Consider the following 24,758-nt stretch of genomic DNA (forward strand, 5'->3'; position numbering starts at 1 on the left):
GATTCTACTTTTTGAAAGTATTTTATTCAATATTTGTATCGTGGCTATTTACAATTTAAATATACAACTATTTGTAAATAGCCACGTTTAAAAATTACTTCTAGTTAAGTGTTTAGTTTGGAATCTAATCGTGAACAACCTGATCCTCTTGGCTATATGTAAAAGTAGCCTCTTTCGTATAATCGGAAGGCAATTCTATTTTTATAATTGGTATTATTTTTCCTGTATCTTTATAGAAGTCTTTTTGATCATACTGGGCACCTTTTAATCCTTTTGAAAGATAAAAAAAGGCTTCAATAGGTAATTCATAAGGAATATGTTGAGGCCAAGTTGCTAAAATAAATTCATTATTTGTCTTGAATGAAAGTTGCAAGCGAGCTTGAACTCCTTGTATGAATGCATCTGCCGGATTTCTTCCTGGCTTCATGCGAACGTCAAAGCCACACTGGTATGTTTTATCACTAAGACCACTATGATAATGTTCTATCCATTGTTTTGCTGTAGTAATTCCTTGTGATTGGCAGGGTTTACTTTGTGGGGAATCGCGAAATTGTCCACAGCCTTTTCCAGTTCTATCAAAAGAGTCAGCATCTGTGGGGAAATAGCAAAGAACTTCAGGTTTAGTCTTACCAAGAAGTTTGAGGTATGGAGAAAAAATAAAACCATTTTGATAATCTGCATCTAATGTAAAAAGCTTAGAATCTGTTCTTAAATAAGAGAATGAAACTCCTCCTGATTGTCTTGAGTGAGGGCTTGGATCCCATGCGCGATATTGATCTGAATGTTTTGTTCCTCTTAATATTATACCAGAGCATAAAAATGCCGGTAGGTCTTTACCCCCACAATCCTTTCTGGAGTCATTATATCTTTGGGTTAATTTTTCCGCTATATCTTGATCTGATTTATATTGTTCTGAATTAACTTCAGCGAAAGATATTTGTAATCCTAATAAAAACGATACAATGAAAATTATTATCTTATTCATGGATTTTCCTCAATTAAATTTTAATGTTTTAGAAGAGGTGGAGGTTATAAGTTCACTTTTTTATTTTGTTGTTTCAAATATCTTTTTTTTATCGGTTGATAATTTATTTTTATTGGTTTTTTTATAAATTCAGAGAGTTGTAAAAAGGAGGGGTGGTTAGAATATAATTATATGAAAGCATATAAACTAGAGAGTTAAATTTCATTGTTTTTTTCTTTTTGGTTGATTAGTCTTGAAATAGATAATTTAATATTGATTTAACTTTAAATAAAAACAATTTCTGAAATTAGAAATAACTTAGTTATAAAAGAGAAAACAAAATGAATAATAGAATTAAAATAATACATGGTGATATTACCAAAATTGCTGTTGAAGCTATTGTCAACGCGGCGAATAGCTCTTTGCTAGGTGGTGGAGGCGTTGATGGTGCTATTCATCGGGCTGGTGGAAAGGCCATTCTGGAAGAGTGCATGCAAATTAGGGCAAAGCAGGGTGGCTGTGATATTGGCGAAGCGGTTATCACCGGAGCCGGGAATTTGCCGGCGAAGTATGTGATCCATACAGTCGGCCCTTGCTGGAACGGAGGGAGCGGTAATGAACCTGAATTATTGAGAAAGGCCTATGTAAGCTGCTTTGATCTTATTGAGCAATACAATATTGAGACAGTTTCCTTCCCTAATATCAGCACAGGTATTTACCGTTTTCCCAAAAATCTGGCAGCAGAAATTGCTTTGGAGGTGATTCACTCCCGTTTGTTTTACAATCAAAATATCTTACAGGTGAATCTTATCTGTTTTGATGATGAAAACTATGACATTTATCGTTCTTTAAATTAGGCAGTTACCTGCTTCAAATTGTTATTTGAATCACAAAGTATTTTTAGCCAGAGGAAATTATCATAGCTGGCTTGCTATCATGCTCCAAATCAGCAGAAAAACAGGCTTTTCCGATCTTGATTCGTTCATTAATTATCGTGTCTAATACATGGTTCTTATTGCGCAAATCACGAGATGAAATCACTCTGAATTTGCGCAAACTAACCTCCGGTTATACACAATGGATTTCAAGATGCGTCGCGGCGGCAAGGGAGTAAATCCCCGGGAGCATAGATAACTATGTGACTGGGGTGAACGAGCGTAGCCAACAAAGAGGCAACTTGAAAGACGAAGTGTATAGGTGTATTCACTTGAAAATACGTAAAAACGGCGGGATAAATCAAAGAATTGATGCTAAACGGAAATTAAGATAGTTTTTGTTTATATGGCATTAATGATTGCGGTTTGTATGCTGCGCTGCGAAAATTAGTTCTAGTTCACTAACGCTTTTATCCGACTTGGAGTAAAGAATGACCACTCGTAAAACCCTTGCTAATGCTATCCGCTTCTTGAGCATGGATGCTGTGCAGAAAGCAAAATCAGGGCATCCTGGTGCACCGATGGGAATGGCTGACATTGCTGAAGTTCTGTGGCGCGACTATCTGAACCATAACCCTGTCAATCCTCACTGGGCTGATCGTGACCGTTTTGTATTGTCCAATGGCCACGGTTCTATGCTGATTTACAGCTTGTTGCACCTGACTGGTTACGATGTTTCCATCGACGATCTGAAAAATTTCCGTCAACTGCATTCCAAAACCCCGGGTCACCCTGAATATGGCTATACAGCGGGTGTAGAAACAACAACCGGTCCACTGGGGCAGGGTATTGCCAATGCAGTTGGTTTCGCAATCGCAGAACGCACACTGGCAGCGCAGTTTAACCGTCCGGGCCACGATATCGTCGATCACCATACTTATGTATTCATGGGCGACGGTTGTATGATGGAAGGTATTTCCCATGAAGTTTGCTCTTTGGCGGGTACGCTGAAACTGGGCAAGCTGATTGCTTTCTATGATGACAACGGTATTTCTATTGATGGCGAAGTTGAAGGCTGGTTCACTGATGATACCGCTGCACGTTTTGAAGCATATGGCTGGCATGTTATCCGTGGTGTAGATGGCCATGACTCGGACGCAATTACAGCAGCAATCGAAGAAGCACGTAAAGAAACAGGCAAACCATCTCTGTTGATGTGCAAAACTGTCATTGGTTTTGGTTCGCCAAACAAAGCTGGTAAAGAAGAGTGTCACGGTGCGCCACTGGGAGATGCTGAAATCGAAGCAACCCGCAAAGCACTGGGCTGGGAATACCCTGCTTTTGAAATTCCTCAGGATATTTACGCTGGCTGGAATGCGAAAGAAGCCGGTAAAGCAAAAGAAAGTGCATGGGATGCAAAATTTGCAGCTTATGCTGAAGCTCATCCTGAACTGGCAGCAGAATTCAGCCGTCGTACCAGCGGTGAACTGCCAGAAAACTGGGAAGCAGAATCCAAGGCATTTATTGAAAATCTGCAACAGAATCCAGCTTCTATTGCCAGCCGTAAAGCGTCACAAAATGCTCTGGAAGCATTTGGTAAGGTTCTGCCTGAATTCATGGGTGGTTCTGCTGACCTGGCACCAAGTAACCTGACTATGTGGTCTGGCTCCAAGCCTCTGAACGAAGTTCAGGACGGTAACTACATTCATTACGGTGTTCGTGAATTCGGTATGTCGGCCATCATGAACGGTATCGCTCTGCATGGTGGTTTTGTGCCTTATGGTGCGACATTCCTGATGTTTGTTGAGTATGCCCGTAACGCAGTACGTATGGCTGCGCTGATGAAAATCCGTAGCATCTTTGTATATACCCATGACTCTATCGGTCTGGGTGAAGATGGCCCGACCCATCAGCCTGTTGAGCAGATTGCCAGCCTGCGTGTCACACCAAATATGAGCACATGGCGTCCATGTGATCAGGTGGAATCTGCGGTTGCATGGAAATATGCGATTGAGCGTAAGGATGGCCCGACTTCTCTGATCTTCTCCCGCCAGAATCTGGCACAGCAGGAACGTACCGCTGAGCAGCTGGCAAACATTGAGAAAGGTGCTTACATTCTGAAAGATTGCGCAGGTCAGCCTGAATTGATCCTGATCGCGACTGGCTCTGAAGTTGAACTGGCAGTGAAAGCAGCTGATCAACTGAGTGCAGAAGGCCGTAAAATCCGCGTTGTTTCCATGCCATCTACTGATGCATTTGACAAACAGGATGCAGCATATCGTGAAGCTGTACTTCCTGCCGCTGTTTCTGCGCGTGTTGCGGTTGAAGCAGGCATTGCTGATTACTGGTTCAAATATGTTGGTATCAACGGTGCTATCGTCGGTATGAACAGCTTTGGTGAATCAGCACCGGCTGACGCACTGTTCAAAGAATTTGGCTTTACGATTGAAAATGTCGTTGCGAAAGCGGCAGCACTGTTGAAATAACAATATATCTTCAATGGATTTCGGGTTGCTTCTAGGCGAAGCCTACAAAGAGGCAACTTGAAAGACGAAGGGTATTAAGCGCATCTGCATCAAACTTTGAGCCGATGCGCTCTTTTTTTGTTCAAAATACTTTTATTATGCTATTAACGATCCTTGCTATTAGCCCTTTTTTCTCGTAGTCTTCCCTTATAATTAGCTGAACCGTTTCAGTTATCGCATGCAAAATGTCTTGTCTGTCACAATCTGATTAATTTTATGATGAATCATCCGTACAATTTGCACCTGCTCAGTTATCCTAAGCCGTTGCGTGACAACAGAGAAATTCAGGGAGTAACATGACAATCAGGGTAGCGATTAACGGGTTTGGGAGAATAGGCCGCAGTATCCTGCGTGCGCTCTACGAATCCGGGCGTCGGGCTGAAATTGAAGTTATCGCCATCAATGAGCTGGCTGATGCAGAAGGTATCGCTCACTTATTGAAATATGATTCCAGCCATGGGCGTTTTGCATGGGATGTGCGCCTGAACAAGATAGGTTTGAATAATACAGTCTTGCATGTGGGAGATGACAGTATCCGGCTGTTTCATCAACCCGATATTTCCGATTTACCGTGGAAAGAACTGGGTATTGATATCGTACTCGATTGTACCGGTAAGTATGGTGAACGCGTTGATGGGGAAGCTCATCTTGCCAGTGGTGCTAAAAAAGTACTGTTTGCCCATCCGGGAGGAAACGATCTGGATGCGACTGTGGTATACGGTGTGAATCATGAACTGTTGTCTGCGGAAGATTGCATCGTTTCTAATGCATCCTGTACGACAAATTGCATTATCCCGATTATTAAAGTGTTGGATGATGCGTTCAATATTGAATCAGGAACGGTGACAACAATCCACGCATCGATGAATGATCAACCCGTGATTGATGCCTATCACAGTGACCTGCGTCGAACCCGGGCAGCCAGCCAGTCGATTATACCGGTCGATACCAAACTGGCCGCGGGGATCACTCGTATCTTCCCCAAATTCAGTAACCGGTTTGAAGCTATTTCTGTACGGGTTCCTACCATCAACGTCACAGCGATTGATTTGAGTGTTACAGTCAGCGCTGCCGTTAATGTCAGTGAGGTAAACCAACTACTGCAAAAATCAGCAGTGAGTTCGTTTCGTGGTATAGTGGATTTCACCGATTTGCCGTTGGTCTCAACGGATTTTAACCACGACCCTCACAGCGCCATCGTGGATGGCACACAAACAAGAGTGAGCGGAAGCCACCTGATTAAAACACTTGTTTGGTGTGATAATGAGTGGGGCTTTGCCAATCGTATGCTTGACACAACACTGGCAATGGCTTCTAAAGGTTTCAAATAAACGGGTTTCAAATAAATCGTCTGTTGTATCGATAATATTGTGTCGGATTTTGTGAGATCAGATGTTATTAAATTAAATATGATTGAACAAACGGCATACAGCAGGGGATTGAGTAATTTTATAGAGAATCAATGAGAGGATTCACCATGTCTGTAATTAAGATGACTGATTTAGATCTGGCGGGTAAACGAGTTCTGATCCGGGCTGATCTGAATGTGCCTGTAAAAGATGGCAAAGTTACCTCAGATGCACGTATTCGTGCGTCTTTGCCGACGATCGAGGCTGCGCTGAGTCAGGGAGCCAAAGTCATGGTTACTTCTCACCTGGGACGCCCAACTGAGGGAGAGTACAACGAAGAGTTTTCACTACAACCTGTCGTTGATTACCTGAAAGCAGCACTTTCTTCTCCTGTCCGTCTGGAAAAAAATTATCTGAATGGTGTTGACGTGGCGGAAGGCGAATTAGTTGTTCTGGAGAACGTTCGCTTTAACAAAGGTGAGAAAAAAGACGACGAAACATTATCAAAACAGTATGCCGCATTGTGTGATGTTTATGTCATGGATGCCTTTGGTACAGCCCACCGTGCTCAGGCTTCAACTCACGGCGTTGCTAAATTTGCGCCAATTGCGTGTGCAGGTCCATTGTTATCCGGTGAACTGGAAGCTTTGGGGAAAGCATTACATAACCCTGCTCGCCCAATGGTCGCGATTGTGGGTGGCTCTAAAGTTTCTACTAAACTGACTGTTCTTGATTCACTGTCCAAAATTGCTGATCAGCTTATCGTTGGTGGTGGAATTGCCAATACTTTTGTTGCTGCTGAAGGCCACAATGTTGGTCGCTCCCTGTACGAAGATGATTTGATCCCGGAAGCGAAAAAACTGCTGGAATGCTGTGATATTCCGGTACCTACGGATGTTCGTGTTGCGACAGAGTTTTCTGAAACAGCTGAAGCTACATTGAAATCAACCAGTGAAATTAAAGATGAAGAGCAGATCCTCGATTTGGGTGATGCTTCTGCTGAACGTCTGGCTGAAATCTTGCAAGGTGCAAAAACCATTCTCTGGAATGGCCCGGTTGGTGTATTTGAATTCCCGAATTTCCGCAAAGGAACCGAAATTATTGCCCGTGCGATTGCAGAGAGTGATGCTTTCTCAATTGCAGGTGGCGGTGATACTTTAGCGGCAATCGATCTTTTTGAGATTGCTGACAAAATCTCTTACATCTCTACAGGTGGTGGTGCTTTCCTTGAGTTTGTTGAAGGCAAAAAACTACCCGCCGTTGTGATGCTGGAAGAACGTGCTAACAGTAACTAAGTTGAGTAACTCGTTGTGATAGCAGGCAGTATTTACTGCCTGCTCAATGTCAATACAGGACCACGTAACATGTCTAAAATTTTTGATTTCGTAAAACCGGGTGTCATCACTGGTGATGATGTTCAAAAAGTCTTTGCCATCGCAAAAGAACATAATTTTGCTTTACCGGCAGTTAACTGTGTCGGTACTGATTCTATCAATGCTGTATTAGAAACAGCGGCAAAAGTACGTGCTCCGGTAATCATCCAGTTTTCCAATGGTGGTGCAGCATTTGTAGCAGGTAAAGGCCTGAAAGCTGAAGGTCAGCAGTCGGCGATTCTGGGCGCAATTTCTGGTGCTTATCATGTACATCAGATGGCAGAGCATTATGGTGTGCCGGTGATCCTGCATACTGACCACTGCGCACGCAAATTACTGCCGTGGATTGATGGTCTGTTAGACGCGGGTGAGAAACACTATGCTCAGACAGGCAAGCCTCTATTCTCTTCCCATATGATTGATCTGTCAGAAGAATCTCTGGAAGAAAATATCGAGATTTGCAGCCAGTATCTGGCGCGTATGGCGAAAATTGACATGACGCTGGAAATCGAATTGGGTTGTACTGGTGGTGAAGAAGATGGTGTTGATAACAGCCATCTGGATAGCTCCTCTTTATACACTCAGCCAGAAGATGTAGCTTATGCGTATGAAAAACTGAACGCGATTAGCCCACGTTTTACCATTGCGGCATCTTTCGGTAACGTTCACGGTGTGTACAAACCAGGTAACGTTAAACTGACTCCAAAAATTCTGCGTAATTCTCAGGACTATGTTTCAGAGAAATTCAACCTGCCACACAATAGTCTGGATTTTGTTTTCCACGGTGGTTCTGGCTCTACTGCAGAAGAGATTCAGGAAGCTGTCAGCTACGGCGTAGTTAAAATGAATATTGATACCGATACCCAATGGGCGACCTGGGAAGGTATTCTGAACTACTACAAGAAGAATGAAGGCTATCTGCAAGGTCAATTAGGTAACCCGGAAGGCGCGGATAAACCTAATAAGAAATTCTATGATCCGCGTGTGTGGTTGCGTGCTGGTCAGGTTTCAATGGAAGTTCGTCTGGAACAGGCTTTCAAAGAACTGAATGCGGTTGATGTGCTGTAATTTCCATACTGATTGGCATGGATTAAAGTCGCTTTAGTCGATTAACGTTTCTTAGTTCCCACCCGTTATTTTCATGATTAACGGGCGGGAATTTTTTTAATGAAACCGAATTAAATCAGTTAGGCTCTTGCGCCATCTTTCATAATACGGTTCAGCCATGGCACCATGAAAGCCATAACCACGGCAACAATGAGAGTGGCAATACCTATTTTACCGAATACGCCAGTATATATCGGTAGCGTTTGCAGAGGGTCGGTAACACCTTCCGGTGCCGCAGTAAATGTTGCTATATAGCTTCCCAATACTGATGCAGCAGCCTGAGATAAGAACCACATACCCAGAATAAACCCTGTCAGATAGCTGGGAACAAACGCAGCAACCATTGCCAGCCCTAATGCACTGATCATCAATTCCCCGATACTCTGGAACAGATAAACCAGTACGATAAACCACGGCGAAGTCATGCCATGTTCATCGGCGAACAGGCCGGAAGCTGCTGCTGTCAGAAAGCCAAGAGAACACAGGAACATACCGATGGTAAACTTCGTTGGCATAGAAAAATCTTTGCCTTTCGCTCCCAGACGGGTGTAAAGCACAGCCAGAATCGGGCTGGCGACGATGATCCAGAATGGGTTCAGAGCCTGAAAGCTGATAGGGTTAATATTAAAACCGAAGAGTTGGGTATTAACATTGTTGATGGCAAAGAAGTTGAGGGAAGTTGGCATTTGGTTGTACAGCATAAAGAACACAATAGCCTGAATCATCAGGATAAATGCCACAAACATCTTATTGCGGCCGACTTTATCCTGTTTGAATGCCTGCCAGAAGAAAATCACCACAACGATAGCTGAAATTGCCATAAGAACGAGATTAGCAATATCAATATTGTGCAATAGCCACGCACAGACCCCTACCATCACTGCTGAGCCGAGTAAAACTAAAAATAGGGTTATGTAGTTAAGAGGGGCATGGTCTGGCTCAGAGCCGATGTCATGTACCATACGGCGACAGGCGATGTAAACCAACAGAGCGATAATCAGACCGATACCACAGATATTATAGGTAACAGCATAGCCATATTTTTCAGCAATAACGGGAGCGAGAGAAAGAGAAACCAGAGAGCCAAGATTGATGGACATATAGAATAGTGTAAAAGCACCATCTAAACGTGGATCTTGTGGCTGGTAGCACTTAGCCAGCAGGCTTGCGGGGTTAGCTTTGAACAGACCATTACCAACCGCGACAGTTCCTAAAGCATAAAAAATCAGTTCTGGTTCCATAATGGAAAGGCCAATCAGAAAGTAGCCTATTGCCAGTATAATAGCACCCAGAATGATGGTTCGTTTTGTTCCCAGCAAGTGGTCTCCTACATAACCACCGATGGAAATCAAACCATAAACCAGCGCAGTAAATGCACCAAAGGTAATAAATGCCTGTGTTTCTGAAAAACCAAGCTGTTTAACGAAGTAAACAGCGAGAATGCCTTGAACGCCGTAGTAGCCAAATCTTTCCCATAATTCTACAAAAAAAATCATGAAAAAGGGCTTCGGTTGATCCCATAAACCGACTGGAGCGGTTTTATTCATAGTAATTGCCTCTGTTAGTTGTCATACCAATGGACAATACATCCAGAGTTTATACTGTTGTTAACATAAAAGTAACATAATGTATTGCACGGGTTGTGTTTTTGTTTAATTATTCAGAGTGATCGAAAGCGCGGGAGGTTAATATACTGGCATAATATCTTCTCAGTGGTTGATCACACTAATGCAAAAATTAATACCAGATTTGACAGAATATTCACTAAATTAATAGGAGAAATCACCTGTTAATGGTTTAAGTGTTCGTAAATAAAGCGATTTGATGTTTGTTTGCTCTTTATTCTCCATGCTTATTGATAAAGTAACTACTTAAAAGGTGTATGCAGAAAGTTTTGAACACTAATATCAATATATTAAGTTTATGTTATGTATTTGGTTTTTTTGTTTGTTTCTGCATGAGATAGAGCTACATAAAACTACACGTTTTATATAATTTATCATATTTATTAAATAATAAATCAGTTTGTGGGATAGTTTATCATTGCTGGTTCAGTCAGAAAAACAGCTATGCCCAATGGATTTTGAGTTACATCATCGAAGGAAGTAGCTAAACCGGGAACGGATGCCCCAGTTAAAGGAAGGGGATTGAACAGCCAACAAAGAGGCCATTTTAACGGTAACAGTGATATAAAATGGAAACGATACTATAGAATATACGGAGAAAGAGTAAAATATAATAAACAAGCTCCACCTACTGTATTAACAAACCGGCTTACGGTGCTGAAGTTTATTTTTCTTGCAGCGAATATGACAATATAGCCAAATGATAATAACCAGATTGTTATAATAATAATATGGATAGAAGCAAGAATGATAAAATTTAATACACTAATATAGTCAGATGTTAAAAAACCAGGTACTACAGTAAGGTAGAGTAGGATCGCTTTTATATTCAGAATGTTGGCGATATAGGCATCTTTTATTGTTGCAACCTTCGTCCCTTTTTCTGTCATTTTTTTACCGGAATAAATTCCGTTTTTTATTAATATACAAGAGAGATAGATTAGATAAATTGTTCCTATGATTTTTATGGCATGCATAATAAGTGGATATTTTGTCACTATACCGGTAATACCTAGGCCAACCAGTAATGCATGCGTGTAAATACCTAAAGCTGTCCCGACTATGATGGAAAGCAAACCTTTTATTCCACTGTTAATAGCATTTGCCATACCGAGGGTAAAACTTGCTCCGGGGGATAAGGCGATAGGTAATATCGTAAGAATAAAGCCTGAAATATTCAAAATTCCACCTGTATATTAATGACTCTTGTCGAAATGCCTATGACGTTGAGACCTATTGATTATATACCTAATAAATTTTGAGTTGAATCATGGTGGTATGAGAATGATAAATTAGTCGGGAACTCATTTGCCCAGCTAATAAAGAAACTGTCTGAAAGACAATGGATAAAAACCAGTTGAGAAAGTAAAGGGCTTTACGTCCTTGCCCTTATACCTAATTTTAACTTTTAGCTTCACGTCAAACTGCGGTAGCCAGAGTTTTGTTCATCACCTGATGAAAAGTACGCTTAAAATAAATCAGCCCGTGGCCTTCTTCCAGAACATGAAGCTGTTTTATTTCGACCAGATAAACATTGTGTGTGCCGATTTCCTGCACCTGTTCGATGCTTCCTTCCAGACTGGCGAGTGTTCCTTTCAGCATGGGTTGCCCTAATGAGCCTGTGTGCCAGATATCCCAGCTAAAGCGTTCTTCCATACTGGCTTCAGTCATACCCGCAAAATGGCGGGCCAGCAATTCCTGCTCATGATTCAGGATATTGACACATAGCTGGCCATTACCCTGAAATACCTGATTCATAGCACTGTTACGGTTTATGCACACCATCAAAGTTGGCGGAGTATCTGTCACGGAGCATACTGCCGTCGCTGTCATACCGCAACGCCCGGCCGGGCCGTCGGTTGTAATAATATTCACCGCCGCGGAAAGGCTTGCCATCGCATTTCTGAATAGCAAGCGATGTTCATTTTCTAAAGACATCATAAGTCTCCTGCTACTCATTTATTTCAGTAGCGTATCTAATAAATTAATATCATTGTTGTTGTGTAAATGGGGGCTTACCCAGCCATTTACATCATAATCAGAGAGACACTGATCCACCAGCTCAGTCATTTTTTTCATATTGCCAGAACCATACGCATGGCGCAGGCATTGTAGGCGAATTTCATCCTGACTGCCGGCATAGTTGATTTCATACAATTCATGGCGCCCACCAAATTCACTGCCAATGGCATCCCACATTAGTTTCAGGATTTTAATGCGTTCAACATGATCAATGCCATTTGAACCCCGGACATATTTTTCAAGGTACTGACTGATTTCAGGGTTATTCATATCCCGTACACTGGAGGGCAAATAAATTAATCCACTGGTGACATTACGTTCAATGATATTTTTAATTTTTGTATAAGCCATTGGTGCCATGACCCGATAAGTCTGTATTGCCTGAGTATCCGGCAGGTAGGCTCCACCTTCCCACGGTTTTGCTTCTGCCCACATTGCATCTGTCAGCGACCAGAACAGATTGCGCCATGCCACGACTTCACCCAAATCAGCCTGAACCCCTCTAAAATCCACCACACCAGTACATTCCAGGCTCTTTTGCAGCAATCCGGTGATGAAGTCCAGTTTAACGGCCAGACGTACACAGGCCTGCATAGGAAACAGGCGGGCGAAACCACTTTGAACAGCCCAATTACGTGCGCGATCAAAGTCACGATAAATTAACACGTTTTCCCACGGAATTAACACCTTATCCATCACCAGAATGGCATCATTTTCATCAAACCGGCTGGAAAGCGGATAATCAAAAGGTGATCCGGTCGCACCTGCCGTCAGCTCATAAGAAGCTCGGGAGATTAATTTTACGCCGTCAGAATCCATTGGGGCGACAAACATCAGGGCAAAATCAGGGTTATCACCCATGACCTGCGCCGAGCCGAAACCAATAAAATTATAATGAGTTAAGGCGGAATTGGTTGCCACGACTTTGGCACCGCTGACAATAATTCCTGCATCTGTTTCTTTTTCTATCTGGATAAAAACATCTTTAACCTGATCGGCGGGTTTATGACGATCAATCGGAGGGTTGACGATTGCATGGTTAAAATAAAGCGCATTTTCCTGAATGCGTTTATACCAACTGCGGGCATTATCGGCGAATTGCCCATAAAACTCCGGATAAGCCCCTAAAGCACAGCAAAATGCCGCTTTATAATCCGGTGTGCGTCCCATCCAGCCATAGCTCTGGCGTGACCATTCAGCAATGGCATCACGTTGCTGGCGGATGTCATCTGAGCTGGTTGCGAAACGAAAGAATTTGTGAGTATAACCGCCGCTGCCAGTATCAGTATCCCAACAGAGAATGTCATGAGTCTTTGGATCATGCAGAGCGTCATATAATTGGCTGATAGAGGCAGCAGCATTGCGAAAAGCGGGATGCGTCGTCACATCCTTGACCCGTTTACCATAGATATAAATTTCCCGCCCATCCTGTAGTGACTGCATATATTCTTTACTGGTTAACGGACGTGTTTTATCGGCACGAAAATCTTCTGGTTTCATAGCTACCTCATCATCCGAAGCCTTCCATTCTGATTTGTTATCTTAATGGTAGGTTAAGTGTTAAATAAATGTTGACTTATATATTTAATTGAAGCGACTGAGGGAGAATATCTGAAGAGACTTTCAGAAGAACCGCAGGTACTTTTCGGTAAAAACGGGTGATTTGTTACGTAAATGTGATCAGCCTTGTGTTTTGATATAAGCGCGCCCGATCAGAAGTTATATCTGAATGTGATTGTATTTTATGATGAAGGTATTTTATGGTTATTTGACGTTATTTTCTCGCCAGATACTCGGTGAACACCCTTCCAGCCGATTAAAAAACCGGGCGAAATAAGCCGGGTCTTTGAATCCTAACTGGTATGCCACTTCAAATACCGGACTATCACTGAACAACAGTAACCGTTTTGCTTCCCTTAATTGACGGTCAAAAATCAATCTCTTAGGAGGACGATTTGCAAACCGGCGACACATATCTTTCAGGCGTGATTCTGTAATTCCCAGAATCTGAGCATACTCCGGTACAGTAAGATGTTGGCTGTAATGCTGATCGACCAGTTGGTTAAAGCGCTGGAAGAGTTTCAGTTCTCCTCTGACTCCACCAGCACGATGATCTTCAAGGGGAATACTGCGTAAAAGAAAAGTAAACAGGGATTGTGCCAAGAAAGTCAGTGACTGTTCGCGACCGGCAAATTGATTGGCTGATTCACGACTAATTAATGCCCAGTAGTGATTGAATGTTTCCAGCTCGTCCGGTTTATCGGCAATGGAAAGGCAGAAAGCCGGAATATCAATCAGTTCCCGATGTGCAGGATAGAGCGAATTAAGTAGGGGAGTAATTAACTCCTGACGCACAGTCAGTACATAACCATCGGTGCCTTCCTGCGTAAAAAATGCATGGGGTACGGAAGGGGGAGTTAGGATAAACAGCGGAGCCTGTACCGAGTAACGGAGATCGTCCAATTGTAATTCAATCCGACCGGTGACCAGATAGTGCAGCTGAAAAAAGCCATCATGGCGATGGGCTTGCATATCACGACCAAAAAATGCGGCCATTCGACCAAAAGTCTGATAATGGACATCGTCTGATCCCTGAGTTTCATCATAATCTTTACTGATATCAATATTGCTAATAACTTCGCTGTTTATCTGGCTGGCTGACATCAATTTATTCCCTTCAAGGTGGTCATCAGGATATTTTTTGAGACGTCGTAAATTAGACAAGTTTTATGATCTTGCGTGTTTCATTGGGATCAGTAGAACTATCAGTGCTCCGATCACCAGCAGCCCGGCGACAAAATAGAGACCAGAGTTAAAACTTCCGGTCTGATCTTTCAGCCATCCGATCAATAAAGGGCTGACAGCCGAACCTACATTACCCGTGGCATTGATCACCGCGATCCCAATGGCTCGCGCTCGCAGGCTGATGGATTGATCGGGTGTGGTCCAGAATACTGCCATCGCAGTAAACGAGCCGGTTGAGGCCATGATGATGCCTAAAAGCTGTATCATGCTGTTGTCTGTCAGTGACGTCAGGATCCAGCCCGCAGCCGCAAACAGAAAAGGCAGAGCTGTGTGCATTTTTCGTTCTTGCAGGCGGTCTGACCGACGGCTCCAGTAGATCATCCCCAAAATGGTACAGAATTGAGGTATAGCTGTTAGCAGGCCAATAACGGTGTGACTGCTTCCCTGATTGAAACTCTGCATAATTTGTGGCGTCCAGATATTAATGGCGCTCAGCGTATTGGTCAGGCAGAAATAAGCGAAGGTGTACATCAGGACAATCGGGGTAAAAATTTCACGCCACAGGCTGGTTTTTGCGTGTGAAGGTTCAGGGTGTGCTAAAGAAACTTTATCGTTCTCTATCATTTCCTGTAGGCATTTTTTATCTTCATTTGTCAGCCACTTTGCTTTTTCTGGTGAATCATCCAGATAAAACCAGACGACAAAACCCAGCAGAACAGAAGGGAAGCCTTCCAGAAAAAACAGCCACTGCCAGCCACGCAGATCCCAGATGCCGTCCATTTCCAGAATATAACCGGATGCCAGTGAACCAAATGCCATTGTGACAGGCATAGCAATCATAAACAGGGCATTGGCACGGGCACGGTAATAAGCCGGAAACCAATATGTCAGATAGACCAGAATACCCGGCAGGAAGCCGGCTTCTGCAATCCCGACCAGCATACGCAGGATATACAGGCTGGTGGGACCGGTAGCAAACATTGTCGCGGTGGAAGCAATCCCCCACAGCACCATAATCGTGGCAATCCAGCGTCTGGCTCCCACAATACCCAGCATGATATTACTGGGAATACCAAAAGCTACATAAGTCACGTAAAACAGTGTTGCAGCTAACCCGAACATGGTCGATGTAAGACCCAGATCTTTTCCCATCGTTAAACCGGCAAAACCAATATTGATACGATCCAGAAAAGAAAATATGAACAGGACAAACAGAAACAGGATCAGGCGGCGAAATAATTTTTTGATAACACTTTGCTGCTGTGCCGTGAGGTTTTTATGTGAATAGTCTGGTGCATCATGCTTCTGTATGGCTTCAGGTGAGCTGCTCATGGTTGTGACCTTTTTATTGATTAATATGCAGCGTTGGATACAGACGATACGGTGTTTTCCTGTCCTTTACCGAAATGTGCCGCCAGCGAACGGGCTGCATTGGAGAGCAGTGTGGTATCAACACCAACGGCAATAAACTTCACACCGAGAGCCAGATAGTGCTCAGCCGCTTCAGTATTGGTCATCAATATCCCGGCAGCTTTGCCTGCTGTGTTGATCTGCCTGATGGCTTGTTCTATCGCCGCCTTGACTTCGGGGTGTTGGGGGTTGCCGCTGTGCCCCATGTCAGCACTGAGATCTGCGGGGCCGATAAATACACCATCAACACCCTCAACCGTCAGCATCTCTGACAAATTATTCAGAGCCTCACGGGTTTCCACCTGAATCAGAACGCACATTTCTTCATTGGCACGCGCCAGATAATTAGGGATACGATTCCAGCGCGAAGCTCTTGCCAGCGCACTGCCTACACCCCGAATGCCTTCCGGCGGGTAGCGGGTAGCACGCACCGCTTCACGTGCCTGCTCAGCATTCTGAATCATCGGGATGAGTAGTGTCTGAGCACCGATATCCAGCAGTTGCTTGATAATAACCGGATCGTTCCACGGCGGACGAACAATCGGCTGGCTTGGATAGGCAGCAATAGCCTGTAACTGATTCAGGGTGGAAGAGATATCATTGGGGGCATGTTCGCCATCAATTAATAGCCAGTCAAAGCCGGTTCCCGCCAGAATTTCAGCACTGTATGAACTACAAAGCCCAAGCCATAATCCGATTTGTGGCTGCCCCGATTGCAGGGCCTGTTTGAATCTATTTGTCAGTTGATCCATGAGTGCACCTTATGCTCCGAATTTTTAATTCATGTTTTATACCAGACTGATTTTTAAGAAAAATAACAGCTCACTGAACCTAATGCGCCATAATCCACATGAAATGTATCACCTTTGCGGGCTGCAACTGGTCGGGTGAAAGAACCACTCAGTATGATCTGGCCTGCTTCAAGCTGGACACCATGTGGCGCTAACTTATTTGCAAGCCACGCAACACCACTGGCGGGATGGTCAAGCACTGCTGCTGCTACGCCGGATTCCTCAACTACACCATTGCGATAGAGCAGAGCGCTGACCCATCTCAAATCCAGCTCATGGGGTTTGATGGGGCGTCCTCCCATAATGACGCCCCCATTTGCTGCATTATCAGAAATCGTATCCACGACTTTACGCGGGCGCAGGGTTTCCGGATCGATGTTGTGACAGCGGGCATCGATCAGCTCCAGTGCCGGAATAACGTAATCGGTCGCATTGTAAACATCAAACAGTGTACAGTTCGGGCCTTGCAGCGGTTTTGCCAGTACAAATGCCAATTCCACCTCAATGCGCGGAACAATAAAACGTTCGCAAGGGATATGGCTACCGCTCTGAAAAAACATATCATCCAGCAGTGCGCCATAATCCGGTTCTTCAATTTGTGAACTGAGCTGCATGGCTCTGGATGTCAGGCCAATTTTATGCCCCTTCAATACCCGGCCTTCCGCCATTTTCATACTGACCCACTCACGCTGAATGGCGTATGCATCCTCAATGGTTATTTCCGGATAATCCAGTGAGATTTGACGGATCTGTTTACGGTCTTTCTCTGCCAGATATAAACGACGAGCAACCTGTGATACGACTTCTTGCTGTAGCATATGTGTCAAACTCCTTTGGTTTATAATCCTCCGAAACAGAGGTATTTCACTTCCAGATAATCTTCTATGCCGTAGCGCGACCCCTCACGCCCCAGACCAGACTGTTTTATACCCCCGAACGGAACAGCTTCGTTGGAAATCAGCCCTTCGTTAATGCCAACCATGCCGCTTTCCAGCGCTTCTGCTACACGGTAAATCCTGCCGATATCGCGGGAATAAAAGTAAGCGGCCAGCCCGTACTCTGTGCTGTTGGCAATGCGAATGGCCTCTTCTTCATCCCGGAATTTGAACAGGGCAGCCAGAGGGCCGAATGTTTCTTCATGGGCGACTTGCATTGTTTCATCAATATCAGCCAGTACGGTTGGCTCAAAGAACAGGCCTCCCAGTTCGTGAGATTTTCCTCCGACCAGAAGCCTTGCGCCACGGGAAACGGCATCACTGACATGCGCCTGAACTTTATCTATCGCAGCCTGATTAATCAGAGGGCCCTGCTGTGAGGAGCTATCACTGGCTGGGCCAACATGCAGTTCTCTGGCTGCCTGAGCCAGACGCTCAGCAAATGCCTCGTAAATGTTTTCCTGAACTAGGATCCGGTTTGCGCAGACACAAGTCTGGCCGCTGTTACGGAATTTTGCTGCCATTGCACCTTTAACTGCGGCATCTAAGTCGGCATCATCAAAAACAATAAAAGGTGCATTGCCACCTAACTCAAGAGAGAGTTTTTTCACCGTATCGGCGCTTTGTGCCATGAGCAATTTCCCAACACGCGTCGATCCGGTAAAAGAGAGTTTGCGTACAATAGGGCTTGAAGTCAGGGCTTCCCCAATCGCTTTAGCGTCCATTCCGGTGACAATATTAAAGACCCCGGCCGGGATCCCTGCCTGCTCAGCCAGAACAACCAGAGCCAGTGCGGAAAGCGGGGTTTCTGCGGCAGGTTTCAGGACGACAGTACAACCTGCGGCCAGTGCCGGGCTGACTTTTCGGGTAATCATGGCATTAGGGAAATTCCACGGAGTAATGGCTGCAACCACTCCGATGGGTTGCTTGATGGTGGATGTGCGGCAACCCGGCATGGGGGAAGGGATAGTTTCGCCGTAAACGCGTTTGCCTTCTTCTGCAAACCATTCGATAAAACTGGCACCATAAGCAATTTCACCCATCGCCTCAGCATGGGACTTCCCTTGCTCGATACTCAGCAGTTCGGCCAATGTTTTCTGGTTATCGATGACCAGATTGAACCACTGCCTGAGTATCTGGCTACGTTTTTTGGCTGTCAGGTCACGCCATGCAGGAAGCGCTTTTTCGGCAGCTTTAATCGCACGATGAGTTTCTGCTGCCCCCATATCACTGACATTGGCGATGATGTCACCAGTAGCAGGGTTGGTCACAGCAAAGGTGGCTTTATTGTCTGCATCAAGCCATTTCCCGTCAATGTAACCCTGCTGACGCAATAACAGGGAATCGTGTAATACAGCATCAAGATGGTTTGTCATGGTTTTCTCTTCATTTAACAATTACGTTGAATTTCAGTTACTTTTAATTTCAGTAACATCGAATTATGGCACTCATAATGTCTTAGTTTTTGATTTAAAAAGTTTATGAACATTATTGGATTTATAATTCAGTATTGGATCAAGTTCTTCCATTGTAAAAGAGAGACCAAGGTAACGCTGTGCCATTAAATCGGCAAAATGAGCTTTGATGAGCGAAAAGAGCATTTCCCCGACTTTCTGACAATCCTCAGCGCTGCGTCCTGCACCGATTTTCAGCGTCATGTGAACAAAAGCATAATCCTGTTTTCCATCTGCCATTTGCCACGTATCCAGCCAAATAGCCCGGCTGCGGATCCCGCCCTGAGGGAAAATGCCGGTATCGGCAAGCGCCTGATTCACTTTCGCAAACAGTTCCGGTAAGTTGGCTTCTTTGCGGATATTTTCGGTACATTCAGCATAAAAATGTGGCATAGCTAACTCCTGTCAGACGGACGTTGTCTGGTTAACAGAATGTGGTAATGGGAAAACAGCATTCACCTGTCCTGTCCCTGAACTGGCAAATAATTCCGTGAGAAACTCAACCTTGCCGTCATATTTATCCCAGCCAAGTAGCCCGAGTAACATGACGGTATCGTGCATATTGCCTTCCCCCCGACAGTAGAGGGCATATTCAGGCAGCATGTCGCAAAACTCCCTGAAACGACCTTCTTTCCAAAGTTTGACAACCCGGTTATCCATCTGCTCATCAAACTCGCGGGTATAGCTGTTCATGCCTTCTTCGGCACGTTGATCATCGATAAAGCTGTGGGAGAGTGAACCGCTGGCCAGCACGGCAACGGTGCCGTCATATTTCTCAATAGCCCGTAAAATGGCTTCTCCCAACTTACGGCTGTCTTCGAAAGCATGCACAGTACAAAAGGCAGAAATTGAAATAACTTTAAAATGACGGTCACTATTCATATAGCGCATTGGCACTAATGTGCCATATTCCAGTGTCAGGCTGGCAATCTCATGTGATTTTGCACGAACCCCCATCTGGCGCGCTTCTTCTGCGATCATTCGTCCCAGTTCGGGGTTTCCGTCATACTCATAACTCATATCACGGATAAAATGCGGTAATTCATTACTGGTATAAATGCCGGAGAAATGTTCCGCACAGTTAATATGGTAGGCACTATTTACCAGCCAGTGAGTATCAAACACGATAATGGTATCGACACCCAATTCCCGGCAGCGACGGCTGATTTCCTTATGCCCGTCAATCGCACTTTGCCGACAGCCATAGTGTTTACCCGGCAATTCGGACAGATACATGGAAGGTACATGTGTAATTTTTGCTGCTAACGCTAACTTGCCCATAAATCCTCACTCAGTATCAGGATGATGAAAAGCGGTTAACGCTGGAAGTGATATACCCGCCATCATTCAGTCTGTAGTCTGAAATCCTTCGGATATATCTCTTTTCTTAGATCAAAGTCCCCAGCGAGGAATGGGATGATTTCCCATTGAAATACAAACATTTTTCACTTCAGCAAAAACTTCAAAGCTATATTCTCCGCCTTCCCGTCCTACACCGGAGGCTTTGACACCACCAAATGGCTGGCGCAGATCGCGTACGTTCTGGGAATTGACGAAGACCATGCCGGCTTCAATTCCCTGTGCCAGACGCAGGACTTTGCTCACATCCTGAGTCCAGATATAAGATGCCAGCCCATATTCCACATCGTTAGCCATGCGAAGACCGTCTTCTTCACTCTTGAATGGCAACAGACAGGCGACAGGGCCGAAAATTTCTTCTTGTGCCACGCGCATCCGGTTATCTACATCAGCCAAGACGGTTGGTCGCAGGAAGTGACCATTTTTCAGATGATCAGGCAGATCTGCCGGTTTGTCCGGCCCTCCGGTTAACAGCGTTGCGCCTTCTTCAATACCCAGTCGGATATAACCGGAAACTTTTTCCCAGTGCTGGTGGCTGATCAGGCTGCCGACCTGAGTATTAAGATCCTGTGGATCACCAACACGCAGGCGGCTGGCTCGTTCTGCGAAACGCTTTACAAATTCAGGATAGATGCTTTCCTGAATGAAAATACGGGAGCCGGCTGTACAGCGTTCACCATTGAGGGAAAAAATGGTGAACAGGGCAGCATCTAACGCACGTTCAATATCGGCATCTTCAAAAATCAGTACCGGCGATTTGCCGCCCAGTTCCATGGAGTATTTTTTCAGCCCTGAGTTCTGCATAATCAGGCGACCGGTAGCTGTCCCGCCGGTAAAAGAAACGGCACGGACATCATGATGTTTTACCAGCGCATCACCCGCAGTATTGCCATATCCCTGTACCACATTCAGTACTCCTGCGGGGATACCGGCTTCCAGAGCCAGTTCTCCCAGACGGTTTGCGGTCAGTGGTGAAAGCTCAGACATTTTCAGGATTGCGGTGTTTCCCAGAGCCAGGCAGGGGGCAACTTTCCATGTGGCAGTCATGAATGGCACATTCCACGGAGAAATTAGTGCGCAGACGCCTACAGGCTGGATAAGGGTATAATTCAGCATCTTGTCATCGACGGGATAAGTGCGCCCGTTCATCTGCTGGCAAGTTTCCGCAAAGAAATCGAAATTGTGGGAAGCGCGTGGGATAAGGACATTTTTTGTCTGATGGATTGGCAAACCCGTATCACTGGTTTCCATCGCCGCAATTTCAGGTACATTCTGGTCGATTAACTCGCCTAAACGCCGCATCAGACGCGCACGTTCTTTCATTGGGGTATTTGCCCATTTAGGAAAAGCGTCTTTTGCGGCAGCCACTGCCTGATCAATTTCTTCCTTTCCGCCAGAAGCGACTTCTGCCAATACCTCACCGGTTGCGGGATTGACTGTTTCAAAATAGGTACTGCTGACAACGTTTTTACCGTTGATCCAATGATTAATTGTGGTCATGACAGGCTTTCCTCATATGCTTGCTGGCTGACAATATGATTTACCAGACGTCCGATACCTTCGATTTCCACAATCACTTCATCTCCGGGAACAACATCGGATAAACCTTTGGGCGTGCCCGTGGCGATCATGTCTCCTGGCTGTAATGTCATGAAATCGCTCAGATAGGCAATCAGGAAGGGGATATCAAAGATCAAATCTGCGGTGGTGCCACGCTGGCGTAATTCACCATTAACCCAGGTACTCAGGATCAGATTATGCGGATCGGCAATCTCGTGCTTATCAATAATCCACGGCCCGATAGGCGTTAACGTGTCACGGCTTTTTACACGCAGATTGGGGCGATAATAATTCTCCAGATAATCACGAATGGCGTAATCGTTACAGAGGGTATAGCCTGCAACGTAATCCATGGCATTAGCTCTGGAAACTTTGTGGGCTGGCTTACCAATGACAACAACTAATTCTGCTTCATAATGCATATATTCCACATTATCAGGACGGACGGAAACCTGACGGTGGCCTGTGAAACTGTTGGCTGCCTTGATAAATACCAGAGGCTCCTCCGGCGGCTTAAATTCCAGCTCTGTGGCATGATCGGCATAATTCAGACCCAACGCGAACAGTGTTCCGGTGGCTGGCGGAAGCCATACGACATCAAGCCCGCTGATCCGGCTACCATCGGGCAGCAGCACATTCTCCTGCTCATCAACAGTGACATGCAGATCCTGACCCTGATAGTGAATTCTGGCGTGTTTCATGCCTGACCTCCGGCCAATACAACGGCGTTTTGTAAAATGGGAAAACCATCAGCCCTGATTGTGACAGTATCATTGGGGTGCAAAGTGGCACGCTGGTGAGGAGTTCCCAGCAGAATCACATCCCCTTCATTCAGGGTGGTAAAATCGCTCAATGCGGATAAAAGCTCTGATGCGGAACGCACCAGATCATGAGTTGACCAGCGATCAACTTCCTGCCCGTTTATCTCGGTGATGATATCCAGTGAGTTTATAGACTTCACATCCGACATCTGACCAATTGGACAAAAACCATCGCGGCATTTTGCTTTTATGGCAGGGCGATAAAATGAAGTCTCCGGTAAGCTGACTTCGTTAGCCAGTGCATAACCGGCGATGTATTGTTCGGCATCTGTGGCAGAAACTTTGCGGGCAGCTTTGCCGACGTTATTTGTGCTGATAAACAATGCCAGCGTCGCGCCACTTTGCACAGTTTCCCCAATGGGATGGGGAATAACATCACCGGATGTAATAACTGTATTACGGGGTTTGATAAACCAAACTGGAGTTTGAGGAGGCTCGTTATATGGCGCTTTGTGAAATGCCTTACGCCAAAAATCGAGCTGACTGTTGTGGTTGAGAGCGACGGCAAAGACGGTGCCTTTCATTAACAACTCCTTGCAAGCTGAGCGATGTATCGCAAGATAAATTATTAATATATTAATAAAGCAAGAAGCGATGATGTTCAATATGTTAAGTTAATTGTTAATTTTAATTGTGATCTCTGTAACAACATTCTGTTATTGATTATTTTTAGTACATAAAGATCAAGCCGTTATATTATCTAATAGGGTCATTTGGTATTGTGTTTAACTTTCTGTTAACTTTTTATGGCAAAATAATTTTATTTATTTGTTAATATTGAATTCTTTTTCCTTTGTGGATAGTTATGAGCATGTTAGTCTTTTCGACTTTAATGTTGTCTATAATCGGTAGCGCATGCGTTCAACTTATAGAGAATTACCCGTGGTTAACTTAAGAGTCACCTTTACTTATGCATGAATCCCTGACATTAGCATTACTTCAAGCTCGGGAAACCTCGATGGGTTTTTTCCGCCCGATATTGAAGAGTTATAATTTGACTGAACAGCAATGGCGTATTGTTCGCGTACTCGCAAGCAGTCGCTCGATTGATTTTCATGATTTGGCTAACCTTACCTGTATCTTACGCCCAAGCTTGACGGGCATTCTGACCCGCATGGAGCGTGACGGTCTTATCTTTCGCTTAAAACCAATGAATGACCAGCGGAAGCTGTACGTTTCTCTGACTCCGGCAGGTCAGGAGCTGTATGAACAGGCAAAAGGAGAAGTCGATGAAGGCTATAAAGCAATTGAAGCTGCTTTTTCCCCAGAAAAGTTAGCTCAGTTGTTAGAATTGTTGGATGATCTTATTTCTATCGGCAACCATTCCCAAACCGATATAGATGAAAACGAAGAATAGTCAGCACATATTTGTATTAATATATTAATTAACCAAATCTCTCCATAATAAGAGAAAGAGCACCGGAATAAACTGGCTGTTATTTTTTTGAACAGTTTATTGCGGTGTTTTCTTTGATTTAAGAAAAATTTGGCAGCCTGATCGTATTATAGATTTTATTCATGATGCCGTATTTTCATAAAATATGTTTATGTTAAAACCCCTCTGCATGAAATAACCCATAATAAATATTGATTATTGACTCAAAGAATAAATAGAGCGTGATTGGTGATTATTTGAATAAAAAAATAATCACAGTTTATAAGCTGACGGAAATAATTAATTTTTGATGAGGAATTATTTTCTGTTTCATTAAGCAATATATTTCAGGTTGCAACCCGTCAGCCAACAACCTGAAATTAATATCCCCGTCGTCTTTCAAGTTGCCTCTTTGTTGGCTGCGCTCATTCACCCCAGTCACCGTTTTTATAAACATACGGCTATCTA

General features: G+C 44.4%; 21 protein-coding genes. 6 read left to right on the plus strand and 15 right to left on the minus strand.

Going from position 1 to position 24,758, the window contains the following annotated elements:
* Positions 1 to 124: 124 nt before the first annotated feature.
* On the minus strand, positions 125 to 985 hold the full coding sequence (locus tag AACX38_RS11540; protein ID WP_228864369.1) for an N-acyl homoserine lactonase: 861 nt from the start codon (positions 983 to 985) through the stop codon (positions 125 to 127).
* 320 nt (positions 986 to 1,305) lie between these two features.
* On the opposite strand from AACX38_RS11540, the gene AACX38_RS11545 reads away from it, so the two are divergent.
* The 5 genes from AACX38_RS11545 (at position 1,306) to fbaA (ending at position 8,154) form a co-directional block, all read left to right on the plus strand.
* On the plus strand, positions 1,306 to 1,821 hold the full coding sequence (locus tag AACX38_RS11545) for an O-acetyl-ADP-ribose deacetylase (protein ID WP_228864370.1): 516 nt from the start codon (positions 1,306 to 1,308) through the stop codon (positions 1,819 to 1,821).
* Between the two features lie 509 nt (positions 1,822 to 2,330).
* Positions 2,331 to 4,325 (plus strand): transketolase, encoded by a 1,995-nt coding sequence (gene tkt, locus AACX38_RS11550; protein WP_228864371.1) that lies wholly within the window; start codon positions 2,331 to 2,333, stop codon positions 4,323 to 4,325.
* Between the two features lie 335 nt (positions 4,326 to 4,660).
* Positions 4,661 to 5,695: an erythrose-4-phosphate dehydrogenase gene (epd, locus tag AACX38_RS11555; protein WP_228864372.1), complete on the plus strand. Its 1,035-nt coding sequence runs from the start codon at positions 4,661 to 4,663 to the stop codon at positions 5,693 to 5,695.
* Between the two features lie 146 nt (positions 5,696 to 5,841).
* Positions 5,842 to 7,008 (plus strand): phosphoglycerate kinase, encoded by a 1,167-nt coding sequence (pgk, locus tag AACX38_RS11560; RefSeq protein WP_228864373.1) that lies wholly within the window; start codon positions 5,842 to 5,844, stop codon positions 7,006 to 7,008.
* A 69-nt stretch (positions 7,009 to 7,077) separates the two neighbouring features.
* Positions 7,078 to 8,154, plus strand: a complete 1,077-nt coding sequence (gene fbaA, locus AACX38_RS11565; RefSeq protein ID WP_228864374.1) for a class II fructose-bisphosphate aldolase — start codon at positions 7,078 to 7,080, stop codon at positions 8,152 to 8,154.
* A gap of 119 nt (positions 8,155 to 8,273) precedes the next feature.
* Here fbaA and dtpB read toward each other — a convergent pair whose 3' ends face one another.
* The 14 genes from dtpB to AACX38_RS11635 form a co-directional block, all read right to left on the minus strand.
* On the minus strand, positions 8,274 to 9,740 hold the full coding sequence (gene dtpB, locus AACX38_RS11570; RefSeq protein WP_228864375.1) for a dipeptide/tripeptide permease DtpB: 1,467 nt from the start codon (positions 9,738 to 9,740) through the stop codon (positions 8,274 to 8,276).
* A 659-nt stretch (positions 9,741 to 10,399) separates the two neighbouring features.
* Positions 10,400 to 10,999, minus strand: coding sequence for a LysE family translocator (locus tag AACX38_RS11575; RefSeq protein ID WP_153043650.1), 600 nt, complete (start codon positions 10,997 to 10,999; stop codon positions 10,400 to 10,402).
* Between the two features lie 238 nt (positions 11,000 to 11,237).
* The gene (gene hpaC, locus AACX38_RS11580) at positions 11,238 to 11,756 is read right to left on the minus strand and encodes a 4-hydroxyphenylacetate 3-monooxygenase, reductase component (RefSeq protein WP_228864376.1); all 519 of its coding nucleotides are present in this window, start codon (positions 11,754 to 11,756) and stop codon (positions 11,238 to 11,240) included.
* A 21-nt stretch (positions 11,757 to 11,777) separates the two neighbouring features.
* Positions 11,778 to 13,340: a 4-hydroxyphenylacetate 3-monooxygenase, oxygenase component gene (gene hpaB / locus AACX38_RS11585; RefSeq protein WP_228864377.1), complete on the minus strand. Its 1,563-nt coding sequence runs from the start codon at positions 13,338 to 13,340 to the stop codon at positions 11,778 to 11,780.
* Positions 13,341 to 13,604: 264 nt separating this feature from the next.
* Positions 13,605 to 14,504 carry a 4-hydroxyphenylacetate catabolism regulatory protein HpaA gene (gene hpaA, locus AACX38_RS11590; RefSeq protein ID WP_228859016.1) on the minus strand — a complete coding sequence of 300 codons (900 nt, stop codon included), beginning with the start codon at positions 14,502 to 14,504 and terminating at the stop codon, positions 13,605 to 13,607.
* A 63-nt stretch (positions 14,505 to 14,567) separates the two neighbouring features.
* Positions 14,568 to 15,917: a 4-hydroxyphenylacetate permease gene (gene hpaX / locus AACX38_RS11595; RefSeq protein ID WP_228864378.1), complete on the minus strand. Its 1,350-nt coding sequence runs from the start codon at positions 15,915 to 15,917 to the stop codon at positions 14,568 to 14,570.
* A gap of 20 nt (positions 15,918 to 15,937) precedes the next feature.
* A complete protein-coding gene (hpaI, locus tag AACX38_RS11600; protein ID WP_228864379.1) occupies positions 15,938 to 16,747 on the minus strand; it encodes a 4-hydroxy-2-oxoheptanedioate aldolase in 810 nt (269 codons plus the stop codon).
* 53 nt (positions 16,748 to 16,800) lie between these two features.
* Positions 16,801 to 17,604: a 2-oxo-hept-4-ene-1,7-dioate hydratase gene (gene hpaH / locus AACX38_RS11605; RefSeq protein ID WP_228864380.1), complete on the minus strand. Its 804-nt coding sequence runs from the start codon at positions 17,602 to 17,604 to the stop codon at positions 16,801 to 16,803.
* A 20-nt stretch (positions 17,605 to 17,624) separates the two neighbouring features.
* Positions 17,625 to 19,097: an NAD-dependent succinate-semialdehyde dehydrogenase gene (locus AACX38_RS11610; RefSeq protein WP_228864381.1), complete on the minus strand. Its 1,473-nt coding sequence runs from the start codon at positions 19,095 to 19,097 to the stop codon at positions 17,625 to 17,627.
* A gap of 72 nt (positions 19,098 to 19,169) precedes the next feature.
* Positions 19,170 to 19,568 (minus strand): 5-carboxymethyl-2-hydroxymuconate Delta-isomerase, encoded by a 399-nt coding sequence (locus AACX38_RS11615; RefSeq protein ID WP_228864382.1) that lies wholly within the window; start codon positions 19,566 to 19,568, stop codon positions 19,170 to 19,172.
* A gap of 12 nt (positions 19,569 to 19,580) precedes the next feature.
* Positions 19,581 to 20,456 (minus strand): 3,4-dihydroxyphenylacetate 2,3-dioxygenase, encoded by an 876-nt coding sequence (gene hpaD, locus AACX38_RS11620; RefSeq protein WP_099121417.1) that lies wholly within the window; start codon positions 20,454 to 20,456, stop codon positions 19,581 to 19,583.
* 111 nt (positions 20,457 to 20,567) lie between these two features.
* Positions 20,568 to 22,034, minus strand: a complete 1,467-nt coding sequence (gene hpaE, locus AACX38_RS11625) for a 5-carboxymethyl-2-hydroxymuconate semialdehyde dehydrogenase (RefSeq protein ID WP_099121416.1) — start codon at positions 22,032 to 22,034, stop codon at positions 20,568 to 20,570.
* A complete protein-coding gene (locus AACX38_RS11630) occupies positions 22,031 to 22,795 on the minus strand; it encodes a fumarylacetoacetate hydrolase family protein (protein WP_228864383.1) in 765 nt (254 codons plus the stop codon). Before AACX38_RS11630 ends, hpaE begins: the two co-directional genes overlap by 4 nt.
* Positions 22,792 to 23,439 (minus strand): fumarylacetoacetate hydrolase family protein, encoded by a 648-nt coding sequence (locus tag AACX38_RS11635; protein WP_228864384.1) that lies wholly within the window; start codon positions 23,437 to 23,439, stop codon positions 22,792 to 22,794. The genes AACX38_RS11630 and AACX38_RS11635 overlap by 4 nt, the downstream gene beginning before the upstream one ends.
* A gap of 386 nt (positions 23,440 to 23,825) precedes the next feature.
* Between AACX38_RS11635 and hpaR the strand changes: the two genes are divergently transcribed.
* Entirely contained in the window at positions 23,826 to 24,272 is a 447-nt protein-coding gene (gene hpaR / locus AACX38_RS11640; protein ID WP_099121413.1) for a homoprotocatechuate degradation operon regulator HpaR, read from the plus strand.
* Positions 24,273 to 24,758 lie beyond the last annotated feature (486 nt).

The organism is Xenorhabdus sp. PB30.3 (assembly GCF_963895965.1).
In the GTDB taxonomy this organism is placed as follows: domain Bacteria; phylum Pseudomonadota; class Gammaproteobacteria; order Enterobacterales; family Enterobacteriaceae; genus Xenorhabdus; species Xenorhabdus stockiae.